This is a genomic window from Thalassospira povalilytica, from assembly GCF_002844235.1.
GTDB classification, from domain to species: Bacteria; Pseudomonadota; Alphaproteobacteria; order Rhodospirillales; family Thalassospiraceae; genus Thalassospira; species Thalassospira povalilytica.
In genome coordinates this window covers 170,701-185,808 of record NZ_PGTS01000001.1, presented here as the reverse complement: position 1 = coordinate 185,808, position 15,108 = coordinate 170,701, and the positions used below count along the sequence as shown (strand labels likewise).

Below are 15,108 nucleotides of genomic sequence, written 5' to 3'. Positions count from 1 at the left end.
TATCGCTTAACCAAAGCGACCGGTAATGTAACCCTTGGTGCGGTCGTCTTTCGGGTTGGTGAAGATCTGATCGGTTTCACCAACTTCTACCAGCTTGCCAAGGTGGAAAAATGCGGTCCGCTGCGATACACGCGCAGCCTGCTGCATGGAGTGCGTCACGATCACGATCGTGTAGTTCGAACGCAGTTCGTCAATCAGCTCTTCGACCTTTGCCGTTGCGATCGGATCAAGTGCCGAGCACGGCTCGTCCATCAGAATGACTTCCGGGCTGACCGCGACCGCACGTGCGATGCAAAGACGCTGCTGCTGACCACCCGAAAGACCGGTAGCAGGCGATTGCAGGCGATCTTTGACTTCCTTGAGAAGACCGGCACGCTCCAGCGAGGTCATGACAATTTCATCAAGTTCGTCACGCGAATTGACCAGACCATGAATGCGCGGGCCATAGGCCACGTTGTCATAGATCGATTTCGGGAACGGGTTCGGTTTCTGGAACACCATCCCGATACGTGCGCGCAACTGAACAACGTCGATCCGCTTGTCATAGATATCGCGGCCATCAAGGGTCACCTTGCCATTGATGGTCACACCATCAATCGTGTCGTTCATGCGGTTCATGCACCGCAGGAAGGTCGACTTGCCACAACCCGACGGGCCGATCAAAGCGGTAACCTGACGTTCGACGATATCCAGATTGACATCGAACAGCGCCTGATTGTCGCTATAGAAAAGATTAAGGTCACGTGCCGTCATTTTCGGGCTTGCGACCGACGGCTCTGCCGTCATTGCGCTCTGGGATACAGCAGCCATTTTACCACTTCCGTTCAAATTTTTTGCGCAGATACACAGCCAGTCCATTCATCAGGATCAGGAAGGCCAGCAACACCATAATCGCTGCCGAGGTTTTCTCGACAAAGGCACGTTCCGGGCTGTCTGCCCACAGATAGATCTGAACCGGCAGAACCGTTGCCGGATCAAGTGCACCACCCGGGATATCAACGATGAAGGCAACCATGCCGATCATCAAAAGCGGTGCCGTTTCACCAAGTGCCTGTGCCATCCCAATGATCGTCCCGGTCAGAATGCCCGGCATCGCCAGCGGCAGCACATGGTGGGTTACGGTCTGAACCGGCGAGGCACCAAGACCAAGGGCCGCCTGGCGGATTGACGGCGGAACCGCCTTGATCGCTGCACGCGACGCAATGATGATGGTCGGCAAGGTCATCAGAGCCAGCGTCAAGCCACCGACAACCGGGGCCGAACGCGGCAGATGCATGACATTGAGATAGACCTCAAGACCAAGCAGACCGAACACAATCGACGGCACAGCAGCAAGGTTGTTGATATTGACTTCAACAATGGTCGTGAACCGGTTCTTCGGTGCGAATTCTTCAAGATAGACCGCCGCAAGAACCCCGATCGGGAAAGACAGGGCCAAGGTCACAAGCAGGGTATAGAACGACCCGACAGCCGCCCCCCAGATACCGGCAAGTTCCGGCTCGCGGGAGTCACCACTGGTAAAGAAGCGGGCATGGAACTGCTTTTCGACCGCACCGTCTTCGACCAGCGCATTGTACCATCCGATTTCCTGGTCATTGAGACGACGGCTGCTTTCATCAACTTCGGCATCGATATAGCCTTTGTTGAGCATGTCGAAATCATCACCGGAAATCAGCCAGATCTTGCGGGTCTGCCCGATCAGGTTCGGGTTTTCCATAACCCGTTCACGCAGATCATAGGACGCACCACCTGACACGATGCCATACAGATCACGGCGATCGCGGCGGCTGGTTACTTCGGGGAACCGTTCACGCAGGGACTGCTTGATCAGGCCGTCAAAGTTAGCCTTGCCGATAACGGCCGGATCACCCGTCCTGTCCGGATCGATTTCCGCCGGATCAAAGTGAACTTCAAGCTGAATGTAGGTCTGGAAGAATGCGCTATAGCCTTTGGAGACAATAGAGAAACCCAGAACAAACAAGGCCAGAAGCGCAACACCGATCGCGCTTAGTCCATAGATTTTAAAACGACGCTCAGCTGCGTAACGCTTTTTGATGTTACGTGCGATCTTCGGGCTGTCCCAGTCTACGGGCTTGTGCATTTTGTCCGAAATCACCTTTGCTGCGGCTCTGTCTTCCATAAGGGATGCCATATCAGTCATATTTCTCGCGATACTTCTGAACTACCTTAAGGGCAAATACGTTCAAGCCCAAGGTGACAAGGAAAAGAACCAGCCCCAACGCAAAGGCTGAGAGGGTTTTTGCACTGTCAAACTCCTGGTCGCCGACCAGAAGAGTAACAATCTGCACAGTCACAGTCGTCACGGCCTGAAGCGGGTTGACCGTCATGTTGGCAGCAAGACCTGCGGCCATCACCACAATCATCGTTTCACCAATTGCGCGCGACACAGCCAGAAGAACCGCACCGACAATCCCGGGCAAAGCCGCCGGGAAAATCACGTGGCGGATGGTTTCGGATTTGGTTGCGCCCAATCCATACGACCCGTCACGCAGCGATTTGGGCACCTGTGACATCACATCATCCGAAAGTGACGATACGAACGGGATGATCATGACCCCCATGACAAGCCCCGCCGCCAGCGCGCTTTCCGAACTGACATCAAGACCAAGGATAGCACCATTGTTGCGCAGGAACGGCGCAACCGTAAGGGCTGCGAAAAAGCCGTAAACAACGGTCGGCACACCAGCCAGAATTTCCAGTGCCGGTTTGGCAACCGCACGGAATTTCGGGGATGCATATTCCCCCATATAAATGGCCGAGAACAAACCGACCGGAACCGCAACACACATTGCAATCACGGTAATCAGAAGTGTTCCGACAAACAGCGGAATGGCACCGAATGCGCCTTCGGATGCGACCTGGTCGGCGCGAATGGCCGTCTGCGGGCTCCATTCCAGACCGAACAGGAATTCAAGCGGGTTGATCTTGCTAAAGAAGTGCAGTGCTTCGAACAGAAGCGAAAACACAATTCCGACCGTCGACAGGATTGCAATCGCCGAACAGGCAATCATCACCCAGCGCGAAATGCGTTCGACATTGTTACGTGCGCGCAGTTCCGGCGAAATTTTGCGATAGGAAAGCGAAACCCCGATAACCGCACCACACAGCATCACGACAATCAGTGCTGCGTTGGCAATCGACTGCAAATTCGCAAGACGGCGACCGGCATCGACAACTTCGGGTGAAACAGTCAGATGCTGACCATTCCCCGCCGCAATCAACGAAATGCTGTTGAGTGCAAGCGACAGCTGACCGCTGTCAGATGTGATTTCTGCAGGCAGATCGGCAATGATCATCGCTTCGATGACCGATCCCTGGAACGTGTGCCAGACGAACAGCAACAGCAAAGCAGGAAGGCCGCACCACAGGGCAACATATGTCCCGTAATGAGCCGGAAGAGAATGAAGATTGCTGTAGCGTCCACCCGAAAGGGCAACGGCCCGCTGGCGCCCGAAATAGAAGGACAATGCACAAAGTGCAGCAACCGCGAGCAACAGGAAAGACAGGGACATTACGTTAAATCCGTTTGCCAGGTGAGCCTGTAGTAATCAGATGAGAGGCCAATAGGACAAAAACAATAAATTAATCAAGCCTGGAAACAAAGAAACCGATGGCAGCATTAGCCGCCATCGGTTGAAAGATCGCGTTACATGCTCAGCGGCGAAAGGTTCATCGCAGCGTTGCGTACAGCTTCACGCTCGGCGGCATCCATCGGGATCAGACCGCGGTCAGCAAGGTAACCTTCGTCACCGAATGCTTTGTCAGAGGTGAATTCTGCGAGGTATTCTTTCATACCCGGGATGGTGCCGACGTGTGCGTTCTTTACGTAGAAGTAAAGCGAACGCGAAACCGGATAGTCACCAGCCGAGATGGCTTCGAAGGTCGGCGAAACGCCTTCGATTTTCGAACCCTGAAGCTTGTCGCCATTCTGGTCGAGGAAGGAGAAACCGAAGATGCCAAGCGCATCGTGGTTTGCTTCAAGCTTCTGAACGATCAGGTTGTCGTTCTCACCAGCTTCAACATAGGCACCGTCTTCACGAACGCCTGCGCAAACTGCTTTGTGCTGGTCTTTGTTGCTGTCTTTCAGAGCAGCAATCGCCGGGAAGGCATCGCAAGCTTCTTCGAGTACCAGCTCGGTGAAGGCGTCACGGGTACCGGAGGTCGGCGGCGGGCCGAGAACTTCGATTTTAACGTCCGGCAGGCTCGGATCGATTTCCGACCAGGTGCTGTAGAAGTTGTCTACAAGCGACTTGCCGTCTTTGGACGGAACGGTTTTGGCAAGCGCCAGGAAGATCTGTTCTTTGGTCAGATCGATTTCAGGTGCTTCGTTCGAGTTCGACAGAACGATACCGTCGTAACCGACTTTAACTTCGGTAACTTCGGAGATGCCGTTCTTTGCACAAGTTTCAACTTCGGACTTCTTGATGCGACGCGAAGCGTTGGTGATGTCCGGGTGCTGTTCGCCAACACCTGCACAGAACAGCTTCAAACCACCGCCAGAACCGGTCGATTCAATAACCGGGGTTTTGAACGAGGTGGTTTTACCGAATTCTTCTGCAACTGCGGTTGCAAACGGGAAAACGGTGGACGAACCAACGATACGAATCTGGTCACGTGCCTGGGCAGCGCCAGCAAAGGCAACGCTCATCAGCGCCGCAACAGCAAGAGTCTTCTTCATGGTATATTCCCCAATGGTTGTTCCACTTCGGAACGGTGCAACGATCTGCGAGGCGGACTCTAACGCTGGGTGCTTACGGTATTGTGTCGCTTTTGTTAACGTTATGTGACAACGTATCAGAGCAGTAAAAACGCCGTGATTTGTCGATAAATATCAATGATATAAAAGAATCACGGCCCGGCAGAAATCACGTCAAATTCGACCGATTTTCTGCCTTGGCGGGCCAATTGGCGACACACTGTAACAAAAACTGTCACATTTGATGGTTCCGGCTGATCGGGCAAAGATGCGGCCACACGGTTCAGGAATAATCCCGGCGCCCTCTTTACATGACAGGCAATCCACGCAACTGTGCATCAGGGACAGCAAAACGCCGCCCGCACGACCGGGCGGCATCATCAGGAGAACGACATGAGCAACGCATCGATCGACGAGATTCAGGAACTGATCCAGAAACTGTCAGGGGAACTCGGCGAAATGTCCGAAGCAGCATCCCGGCATATCGATGATCTGCATGTCGCAGTAAATAACGTGGCATCCCACGTTCTGGCGATCGAGGCGATTCTGGCGCTTGTCGCGCAAAAGGTCGAAATTGACGACGCCGCCGCAATACAGTGGATTCGCGACAAAACCGCGGCATATGCCGAAGACGGCAACGAAGGATCGGCCGCCGAAGGCATCGCACAAAGCCTGTTGGGCAAGGAAGAATCCTGAGCCGGCATTAACCAGCCCAAACGCCAATTGACCAGTTTGTGATCGCGCATGACGATCCTTAAATAAAAAGACGGCGGGATTCCCCGCCGTCTTTTTATATTTCGTCTTCTTTTATTAATGGCCCAGGGAAGTTTTTCCCCGCAGCATCCGGACCGGGGTCAGGACGCCAGGCTTGCTGCGCCAATCCGGTCGCGCAGCTTTTCGGGCACCGGCCCACCTGCCGCCCAGTCAAGCAACTGCACAGTATGAATGACCTTAAGGTCATCGGTTTCAATCTGAACCATGCAGCCAATATTGCCCGTTGCCACCAGATCAGGTTGGGTCGCGCGAATATTGCCGCGTTTGCGTTCCTGGAGTTTGCCCGCAATTTCGGGCTGCAACAGGTTATAGACACCGGCCGAGCCACAGCACAAATGGCCTTCGGCAATTTCAAGCACCTCATACCCGGCCATTTTCAAAAGATCGCGTGGCGGTCGGGTGATCTTTTGGCCATGCTGCATCGAACAAGCAGAATGATAGGCAACGCGCGGACCACCATGTGTGGCGTTGGCAAACACATTGTCTTCGATATCAAGCCCGGCAAGATATTCGGTGATATCCTTGGCCAAGGCAGACACCGTGGCGGCCTTTTGCGCATAGGCAGCATCATTGCGCAACATATGCCCGTAATCCTTGACCGTGGTGCCGCAACCAGATGCGGTAATGACAATGGCATCAAGCCCCTCGCCGTCAATTTCGGCACACCAGGCATCAATATTGCCGTTGGCCTGATGGTGGGATTTTTCTTCCTTGCCCATGTGATGGACAAGCGACCCGCAACAGCCCGCCCCCTTGGCGACCACAACTTCGATCCCAAGCCGGGTCAATAGACGAACCGTCGATTCGTTGATTTCCGTTTCAAGAACCTGCTGGGCACATCCCGTCAAAATTGCCACCCGCCCCTTGCGCGGACCGATGGCCGGAATGATTTGCGGTTTGTCCACCCAGCTGGGCGGGGCCATGTGGCGCGCGCCCATTTTCACCATGCCCTTAAGACGGCCCGGCATCAGGCGCGCAAAAGGTGCCGCCATTTTTGCCCCGATCATTGACAACCGGAACAGGGTCGGGTTGGGCACGACAAGCGCAAGCAGCTTGCGCAACAGACGATCGCCAAGAGGACGTTCATAGGTTTCTTCGATGTGGGCCCGCGCGTTGTCGATCAAATGCATGTAGTCAACACCCGACGGGCAGGTGCTGGTACAGGACAGACATGACAGACAACGGTCCAGATGTCTTACAACCCGATCCGTTGCCGGTTTGTCATTTTCCAACATGTCCTTGATCAGATAAATACGCCCACGCGGACTGTCGAGCTCATCCCCCAACGTTACAAAAGTCGGACAGGTCGCAGTACAAAAGCCGCAATGCACACATTTGCGCAAAATCTGTTCGCTTTCGGCAAACATCGGATTTTCGAGTTGGGCGGTGCTGAAATTCGTCTGCATTACGCGCCCTCCGCAATCTGGGTGCCGGGCATCAGTCGTCCCGGATTAAGGATGCCTTCCGGATCAAAGTTTTCTTTGATCTTGGCGTTGATGCGCGCAAGTGCAGGACTTTCTGGATGGAACACCGGCACTGTTTCACGCACCCTTTCAGGGGCCCGGACCAGATTGGCCTGCCCGCCTGCCATTTCTGCAATCTCGCGAATCCGGTTTGCCATCGCGTCGGCATCATCAAGCGCCAACCAGATCAAACCACCGGCCCAATCCATCATTGCCCGACCGCCCGTGACATCTTGCAACTGCGCGCACACATCACCGCCGATTGCCGGTGGGACCGACACCCGCCACAGCAGGCTTGCCCCGCCTGACGTTTCCACAAACGGTCTTGCATCGGCAACATATTGCCAGACACGGTGGCTGTAGCTGTCAGCCAGTTCATGGGTTTCACCAAAAGATGCCAGCGCCTTGCAAAGCGCCTCGGCCCTCCAGGCGACGGATGGCTTTGGTCCTTCGACCCGCAAGACAACAAGCCCCGACCCGAATTCAGAAGCCACCGGAATTTCAAGCCCGGCGATATCAGCCGCCGAAATCCAGGCCGCACCGGAAACTTCGTTCTCGCACCCCATCGCGGCGGTCATTGCCTTGCCTGCCTTTTTCGGATCATCACAGGCAACGATAACGGTTGCCGACTGTTCGTCGCAGGGCATGACCTTCAAGGTCACGGTATGCATGACACCAAGCGTTCCGAAAGATCCCGACATCAGTTTGGACAAGTCAAAACCGGTAACGTTTTTCATCACCCGGCCACCCGATTTGAAATCTTCGGCACGGCCTGACACCGCTTGGAACCCCAAAAGATGATCTCGTGCCGACCCGACCTTGATCCGGCGCGGCCCGGCAAGGTTACATGCAACAAGGCCGCCGATCGTTCCGGCATCCGGCGCGTTCCCGCTGCCAAGAAGTTCCGGAAAGTTTCCGGGTTCAAAATGGAATTGCTGGTTCTTTTCAGCCAAAGCAGCCTTGATATCGGCCAATGGCGTCCCGGCATGGGCCGATATCACCAATTCTTCGGGCTCATAAAACAGAATTCCGGACAATTTCGAACAATCAAGCACCGCGTTGGTCTTTACGGCATGTCCATACGCGCGTTTTGATCCTGATCCGATGATTTCAAGCGGGGTCCGGGAACCAAGCGCCCAGCCAACGGCATCGCGCAGTTGTTCCGGGGTGGTGGGTGTCAAAATTTCCGCCATGGCGGTCTCTCTTTTCCTCTCCTGAACCAGACATGCCGGATTTGCGGGAAACGACATGCTGATATTTGGCTTTATTGTTGCGTCTTATGATCGACGGTCTTGTTTGAATTCCGACCTAGAAGCGCGGGATATCGGGGAATTTGTCGGCGACGGCCTTGGCATGAAGTGTCTTGAGCTCGCCACAGCCATGCAAGGTCGGGAATACCTTGCCCGGATTGAGAAGCTGATCCTCGTCAAAGGCCATCTTGATCCGTTCCTGATGCATCATGTCGTCTTGGGTGAACATTTCGCCCATCAGATCACGTTTTTCGACGCCGATGCCATGTTCGCCAGACAGCACGCCGCCAACCTCGACACACAGTTTCAGGATGTCGGCACCGAATGCCTCGGCCTTTTCAAGATCACCGGCCTTATTGGCATCGAACATGATCAGCGGATGCAAATTGCCATCACCGGCATGAAAGACATTGGCAACGCCAAGGCCGTGTCGCTTGGACAATTCCTGCATCCCGGTCAGAACCTCGGCCAGACGGCCGCGCGGGATTGTGCCGTCCATACACATATAATCGGGGGAAATGCGCCCGATGGCCGGAAAGGCATTCTTGCGCCCTGACCAGAACAGAAGCCTTTCTTCTTCATTCTCGGAAATTCGTGAATAGATCGCGCCACAATCGGTCGCAATCTTGCCAACCCGATCAATCAGATAATCAACTTCGACCTGGGGTCCATCCAGTTCGACCAGAAGCAATGCCTCCACATCCAGCGGATATCCCGCATGGACGAAATCCTCGGTCGCCTTGATCGCCGGGGCATCCATCATCTCAAGGCCGCCCGGAATGATCCCGGCTGCAATGATGGCGGCCACGCATTTACCGCCTTCTTCCGATGAATTGAACCCAAGCAACAGCGCGCGTGCCGTTTCGGGTTTACGCAAAATACGAACCGTGACCTCGGTAACGATGCCAAGCAACCCTTCGGATCCGGTGATCAGACCAAGCAGGTCATATCCTGCCTGATCCAGGCCCTTGCCGCCGACGCGCAGGATTTCTCCTTCGATCGTGACCATTTCAACGCCCAACACATTATTGGTCGTCAAACCGTATTTCAGGCAGTGCACGCCGCCGGAATTTTCGGCGATATTGCCGCCAATCGAACAGGCAATCTGGCTGGACGGGTCCGGCGCGTAATAGAAACCCTTATGTTCGACCGCGCGGGTAATCCCCAGATTGGTGACACCGGGCTGCACAACAGCCGCCCGGTTGTCCCAGTCAATTTCAAGAACGCGATTGAACTTCATCATCGAAATCGTGATGGCATCAGCCATCGGCAAAGCCCCGCCGGAAAGTCCGGTACCGGCCCCGCGCGGGACAATACGCACCTTGTTTTCGTGACAATATTTAAGAATGGCTGCGACCTGCCCGGTATTTTCGGGCAGGACCACAATCATCGGGAGCTGGCGATAAGCCATCAACCCGTCACATTCATAGGGCCTGAGCTGATCCTCATCGACGATTACGCCGCCGGTTGCGGGAACAATGTCACGCATGGCCGCAATAATGTCCTTGCGACGCGCAAGTGTGTTCTGGTTCGGCTCAGGCATCCTAAGCATCGGTAGTTACTCCTTCAATTCGACCAGCAAATCCTTGCTGTCGACCTGTGTACCGGCCGGTGCGTGGATTTTGGCCACGATACCGTCCTTTTCCGCGTGAACTGCGGTTTCCATTTTCATGGCTTCAAGTGAACACATCACGTCCCCGGACTTGACCTTCTGGCCTTCGGCGACATGTACCTCGACCACAAGACCGGGCATCGGGGCTGCGACATGAAGCTTGTTGCCGTCTTCGGCCTTCGGTTTTGCCTTGCCCGAAGCCGCCAGCGTCTTGTCCGCGACCTTGACTGTGCGGGGTTGGCCATTCAGTTCGAAGAACACTGTGCGATGGCCTTCTTCGTCACCGAATTCGGACGTCGCCAAATATCGGATGACAAGGGTTTTGCCCTTTTCCAGATCAACCGAGATTTCCTGATTCTGGTTCATCCCATAGAAGAAGACCGGTGTTGGCAGAATGGATACATCGGCGTGGTGACTGCGATGTTCGGCATAATCAAGGAACACCTTGGGATACATCACATAGGATGCCACTTCGGCATCGCTGATGTTGCTGCGGTGCGTTTTCTTTTCGATTTCCTTGCGGGTGGCCTCGAAATCAATCGGCGGCAATGACTTGCCCGGACGATCTGTCAGCGCCTCGGCGCCCTTAAGCACCTTGCGCTGAAGAGCGGGCGGGAAGCCACCGACCGGCTGGCCGATTTCACCGCGGAAGAACGAAATCACACTGTCGGGGAAGGCGATATCCTTTCTGGGATCAAGAACGTCTTCCTCGGACAGGCCCGATGTCACCATCATCAGTGCCATATCGCCAACCACCTTCGAGCTTGGCGTGACCTTGACGACATCACCAAACATCTTGTTGACCGCGGCATAGGCCTTGGAAACTTCGGGCCAGCGATCCTCGATCCCCAACGCACGGGCCTGCTGACGCAGGTTGGTATATTGGCCGCCGGGCATTTCATGGACATAGACATCGGACGTGCCGCTGCGAATGTCGCTTTCAAAGCCGGCATAGTAACGACGGACCTGTTCCCAATATGTCGACACTTCTTTAAGTGCCTCGGCCTTGAGCCCCGGATCGCGCGGCTGACCGATATAGTTATTGGCAATTGAGCCCAGGCTTGGCTGCGATGTCAGACCCGACATGGAATCCATTGCGGCATCAACCGCATCCACCCCGGCATCAATCGCTGCAATCACCGTTGCCGCGGAAATGCCGCTGGTATCGTGGGTATGGAAATGGATCGGGATATTGACGGTATCCTTAAGCGCCTTGATCAGCTCGGTCGCCGCTGCTGGCCGCATAACCCCGGCCATGTCCTTAAGGCCCAGAATATGCGCACCAGATTTTTCAAGCTCGCGCGCCATATTCACATAGTAATCAAGGTTATATTTCGGGCGGCTCTTGTCATAGATGTCGCCGGTATAACAAATGGTCGCTTCGCAAAGTTTATCGGTTTTAAGAACCGATTCCATCGCGACCTTCATGTTTTCAACCCAGTTCAGGGAATCAAACACACGGAAAACATCCATGCCATGTTCGGCCGCCTGTTTGACGAAGTAATCCACCGCATTGTCAGGATAGTTGGTGTAACCGACCGCGTTCGACGCCCGCAGCAACATCTGGGTCAGGATGTTTGGCACCCGTTCGCGTAGCTTGACCAGACGATCCCATGGATCTTCTTTCAGGAAACGCATGGCAACATCAAACGTCGCCCCGCCCCAGCATTCCAGCGAAAACAGTTCCGGGAGGCCATGCGCATAATATGGCGCAATTTCAAGCATGTCATAGGTACGCATACGCGTTGCCAGAAGCGACTGATGCGCATCACGCATGGTGGTATCGGTAATCAGGACACGTTCCTGATCTTTCATCCAGCGTGAAAAACCTTCCGGTCCCAATTGATCAAGCTTTTGCTTGGTGCCCGGACGAATTTCACCCAGATCAATCGATTTCGGCATGACCGGATCATGCAGATTGGTCGGGACAACGCGGCCTTCGACTTCCGGGTTGCCATTGACCGCGACCTCGCCAATGAAGCGCAGCAAACGCGTTGCGCGGTCACGACGACGCACGAACTTGAACAGATCGGGCGTTTCATCAATAAACCGCGTGGTATATTCACCCGCCCGGAATTTCGGATGGTTGATCAGGTTTTCAAGGAAGGCCAGGTTGGTCGCAACACCACGAATTCGGAATTCGCGCAATGCACGGTCCATACGGTCAACGGCTTCGCGCGGAGTGCTGCCCCATGCGGTGACCTTTTCCAGCATACTGTCATAGAACGGCGTGATCACCGCCCCGGAATAGGCCGTGCCACCATCCAGACGAATGCCAAAGCCGTTGGCCCCGCGATAAACCTTGATGATCCCATAGTCGGGGACAAAGTTGTTTTCCGGGTTTTCAGTCGTGATACGGCACTGAAGCGCATGGTCACGCAGCTTGATCTTGTCCTGCCACGGAATACCGGTTTCTGACGGGAAACCGATGCGACCACCCTGGGCAATCAGGATCTGTGCCTTGACCAGGTCAAAGCCGGTCACGCATTCGGTCACGGTGTGTTCGACCTGAATACGCGGATTGACCTCGATGAAATAGAATTTGGATGTATCAACATCCATCAGGAACTCGACCGTACCGGCATTGACGTAATTTGCCGCCGTCCCGAGCCGAATGGCAGCATCACAGATTTCCTGACGCTGTTCATCATTCAGATACGGGGCCGGTGCACGTTCGACAACCTTCTGGTTTCGACGCTGAACCGAACAGTCGCGTTCATAAAGATGCACCAACGTACCGTGGGTATCCCCCAAAAGCTGAACTTCGACATGCCGGGCACGGCGGATCAGCTTTTCGAAATACACTTCGCCATTGCCAAAGGCCGCCTCGGCCTCGCGGCGCGCTGCCAGAACCTGATTGGCAAGGTCCTTGCCATTTTCGATGACCCGCATACCGCGGCCACCGCCGCCCCAGCTGGCTTTGAGCATCAGCGGATAGCCGATTTCCTCGGCGATGCGGGTGACTTCCTTCATGTCTTCGGGAAGCGCACTGGATGCCGGCATGACAGGCACGCCGGCACTTTCGGCCAGATTACGTGCAGACACCTTGTTGCCAAGCGTGCGCATGACATCGGAATCAGGACCGATAAACTGAATTCCGGCCTCGGCACAGGCATCGGCGAATTCCGGATTTTCAGACAGGAAACCATATCCGGGGTGGATTGCATCCACGTCGGCATCACGTGCCACCCGCAGAATGTCTTCAATATCCAGATAGGCGCGAATGGGTTTGTTGCCCTTGCCCACCGTATAGCTTTCATCAGCTTTGAAACGGTGAAGGGCGAACCGGTCCTCGTCAGAGAAAATCGCAACGGTGCGAATGCCAAGTTCGTTGGCAGCTCGCAAAACACGAATCGCGATTTCGCCACGGTTGGCGACCAGAAGTTTACGGATACGCTTAGGTGCAGAACGCGTCATTGACACCGGGCTCCTACCACATTTTCCTGGCAGGAACGTGCCTGTGCGCGCCTGCCAAAACCAAGTGAAACGCCACGATATGGTCCCGGAATGCGCTGCGGTGCGGGATGCCTGCAACGCCATACCTTTTGTGGCGGAACAAGATGCCTGCACGCTGAGATCTTGTGCAATGCATCCAGAGCTTTTGGCGCCCGGTGGGCAGGCGTCGGTTCTGGTATATGCGCATTGCCCTCTCCCTGTCAAAGCATGATCTCATGAATTGGTAATACCAATCACGCAAAAGCAAGGCCAGCCGCTTTTCACCATGCGGAACGAAAATCGCCTTTCCACGTGAACGGTGACGTGCAAATCCGTGATCTTTGGGGACTTTTGTCACAGATATGTTATTGTCCGCCCACGCCTGAAACACCCAATTCCCAGAACGGTCGCGCCCATGCCGAAGCTCAATCTTCGACTAAAGTTCCTGCTGCTTTCCATTTTACCACTGGTTCTTGCCGCATCGGCCATCTCATGGCTGGTCTTTGCGCAGGCTGAAAGACTGGCCGAAGCCGAAATCAGGACTTTTGAACGCAACATCCTTGAAGCCCGCAAGGAGGAGCTCAAAAGTTATCTTGAGCTCGCCATGGCATCGATTGACCATATCTATTCGGTGGCAAGCCCGCTGGATGCGGTTTCCAAGGAACGGGTAAAGGCGATTATCGAAGATCTGACCTATGGCGAAGACGGCTATTTCTTCATTTACGACCGCGACGGCACCGCGCTTGTTGAACCACCCCAACCATGGCGGGTTGGGCGGACCTATTGGAACCTGCGCGACATTAACGGCAATTCGGTCATTCAGGGGCTGATATTCAATGCCGAAAAGGGTGGCGATTTCATGCGCCATGTCTGGGAAAAGCCATCAACCGGCGAACCAACCGAAAAGATCACCTATTCGCTGATGCTTGATAAATGGGACTGGATGATCGGGACCGGCATCTATATCGACGACATTGCCGAACAGGTGACCGAAATCGAGGCAGAGGTCTCTACCCATATCCGCGAAACCACAATTTCGATCATCGGTGTCACCATCCTTGCGGTCTTGCTGGTTGGCATTTCCGGAACTGTGGTCACGCTTTCGGAACGCAAGCTTGCCGATTCCAAGCTCAAGGAACTGACCCATCGCGTTGTCGATGTCCAGGAACAGGAACGTCTTCGGGTGTCGCGCGAACTGCATGACGGCATCAGTCAGATTCTCGTATCGGTCAAATATTCGGTTGAAACCGCAATCGCGCGGATCGGGCAAAACCGGGAAAATGCGATTGAACCGATGGAAAAGGCCGCCAAACGGTTGCAGGACGCCATTCACGAAGTCCGGCGCATCTCGCGCGATTTGCGCCCGGCGGTTCTTGATGATCTTGGCCTGAAACCCGCAATCGAAAGCATGTGCGCCGAATTGCAGGACCGGTCGGGCATCCTGATGGAAGTCAAGATCGACAATATCGACAACCAGCTTGATATGGCCAAAAAGACAACGCTTTATCGGGTCTTGCAGGAAACACTGACCAATATTGAACGCCACGCCGATGCAACCGTGATCAAGATATCCATCAAGCGCGAAGGCACCAGCGTGGTCATGCGCATCACCGATAACGGTGTGGGCTTTGAAACCAACCGTTATATCCGTAACCGCGACCCGCGCGCCGGGATCGGATTGCGCAACATGCGCGAACGGATGGAGTTCCATGGCGGTGGTCTTTCCGTGCGCTCGGAACCCGATGACGGAACCAAAATTACCGCATTTATTCCCGCCACCAGCCAGAATGATCTACCCGACGGGCGAATCAGCGGTTAATCTGGGCTGGCAACCATACCCATCGACAGGACCAAGTT

General features: G+C 54.8%; 10 protein-coding genes. 2 read left to right on the top strand and 8 right to left on the bottom strand.

The window, feature by feature from the left end:
- Positions 1-6 precede the first annotated feature (6 nt).
- The 4 genes from pstB to CU041_RS00695 form a co-directional block, all read right to left on the bottom strand.
- Positions 7-810: a phosphate ABC transporter ATP-binding protein PstB gene (gene pstB / locus CU041_RS00710; protein WP_170310064.1), complete on the bottom strand. Its 804-nt coding sequence runs from the start codon at positions 808-810 to the stop codon at positions 7-9.
- A 1-nt stretch (position 811) separates the two neighbouring features.
- On the bottom strand, positions 812-2,101 hold the full coding sequence (pstA, locus tag CU041_RS00705; protein WP_228194620.1) for a phosphate ABC transporter permease PstA: 1,290 nt from the start codon (positions 2,099-2,101) through the stop codon (positions 812-814).
- A gap of 52 nt (positions 2,102-2,153) precedes the next feature.
- On the bottom strand, positions 2,154-3,533 hold the full coding sequence (gene pstC / locus CU041_RS00700; protein ID WP_101245352.1) for a phosphate ABC transporter permease subunit PstC: 1,380 nt from the start codon (positions 3,531-3,533) through the stop codon (positions 2,154-2,156).
- A gap of 134 nt (positions 3,534-3,667) precedes the next feature.
- Positions 3,668-4,699, bottom strand: a complete 1,032-nt coding sequence (locus tag CU041_RS00695) for a PstS family phosphate ABC transporter substrate-binding protein (protein ID WP_101245351.1) — start codon at positions 4,697-4,699, stop codon at positions 3,668-3,670.
- Positions 4,700-5,110: 411 nt separating this feature from the next.
- Between CU041_RS00695 and CU041_RS00690 the strand changes: the two genes are divergently transcribed.
- Positions 5,111-5,413 (top strand): hypothetical protein, encoded by a 303-nt coding sequence (locus CU041_RS00690; RefSeq protein ID WP_101245864.1) that lies wholly within the window; start codon positions 5,111-5,113, stop codon positions 5,411-5,413.
- A gap of 158 nt (positions 5,414-5,571) precedes the next feature.
- Here CU041_RS00690 and glcF read toward each other — a convergent pair whose 3' ends face one another.
- The 4 genes from glcF to pyc all read right to left on the bottom strand — a co-directional run bounded on the left by glcF (position 5,572) and on the right by pyc (position 13,233).
- The gene (gene glcF / locus CU041_RS00685) at positions 5,572-6,897 is read right to left on the bottom strand and encodes a glycolate oxidase subunit GlcF (protein ID WP_101245350.1); all 1,326 of its coding nucleotides are present in this window, start codon (positions 6,895-6,897) and stop codon (positions 5,572-5,574) included.
- Complete coding sequence (glcE, locus tag CU041_RS00680) at positions 6,897-8,147, bottom strand: glycolate oxidase subunit GlcE (protein ID WP_101245349.1); 1,251 nt, start codon at positions 8,145-8,147, stop codon at positions 6,897-6,899. Before glcE ends, glcF begins: the two co-directional genes overlap by 1 nt.
- A 115-nt stretch (positions 8,148-8,262) precedes the next feature.
- Positions 8,263-9,747 (bottom strand): FAD-linked oxidase C-terminal domain-containing protein, encoded by a 1,485-nt coding sequence (locus CU041_RS00675; protein ID WP_101245348.1) that lies wholly within the window; start codon positions 9,745-9,747, stop codon positions 8,263-8,265.
- Positions 9,748-9,762: 15 nt separating this feature from the next.
- Positions 9,763-13,233: a pyruvate carboxylase gene (gene pyc, locus CU041_RS00670; RefSeq protein WP_101245347.1), complete on the bottom strand. Its 3,471-nt coding sequence runs from the start codon at positions 13,231-13,233 to the stop codon at positions 9,763-9,765.
- A gap of 433 nt (positions 13,234-13,666) precedes the next feature.
- Between pyc and CU041_RS00665 the strand changes: the two genes are divergently transcribed.
- Positions 13,667-15,070 carry a cache domain-containing protein gene (locus tag CU041_RS00665; protein WP_101245346.1) on the top strand — a complete coding sequence of 468 codons (1,404 nt, stop codon included), beginning with the start codon at positions 13,667-13,669 and terminating at the stop codon, positions 15,068-15,070.
- The last annotated feature ends 38 nt before the right edge of the window (positions 15,071-15,108 follow it).

Coding starts and splice junctions, on each gene's coding strand:
- CU041_RS00665 (WP_101245346.1), top strand. CDS start 13,667: ATGCCGAAGCTCAATCTTCGACTAAAGTTCCTGCTGCTTTCCATTTTA.
- pyc (WP_101245347.1), bottom strand. CDS start 13,233: ATGACGCGTTCTGCACCTAAGCGTATCCGTAAACTTCTGGTCGCCAAC.
- CU041_RS00695 (WP_101245351.1), bottom strand. CDS start 4,699: ATGAAGAAGACTCTTGCTGTTGCGGCGCTGATGAGCGTTGCCTTTGCT.
- pstC (WP_101245352.1), bottom strand. CDS start 3,533: ATGTCCCTGTCTTTCCTGTTGCTCGCGGTTGCTGCACTTTGTGCATTG.
- CU041_RS00675 (WP_101245348.1), bottom strand. CDS start 9,747: ATGCCTGAGCCGAACCAGAACACACTTGCGCGTCGCAAGGACATTATT.
- CU041_RS00690 (WP_101245864.1), top strand. CDS start 5,111: ATGAGCAACGCATCGATCGACGAGATTCAGGAACTGATCCAGAAACTG.
- pstA (WP_228194620.1), bottom strand. CDS start 2,101: ATGCACAAGCCCGTAGACTGGGACAGCCCGAAGATCGCACGTAACATC.
- pstB (WP_170310064.1), bottom strand. CDS start 810: ATGGCTGCTGTATCCCAGAGCGCAATGACGGCAGAGCCGTCGGTCGCA.
- glcF (WP_101245350.1), bottom strand. CDS start 6,897: ATGCAGACGAATTTCAGCACCGCCCAACTCGAAAATCCGATGTTTGCC.
- glcE (WP_101245349.1), bottom strand. CDS start 8,147: ATGGCGGAAATTTTGACACCCACCACCCCGGAACAACTGCGCGATGCC.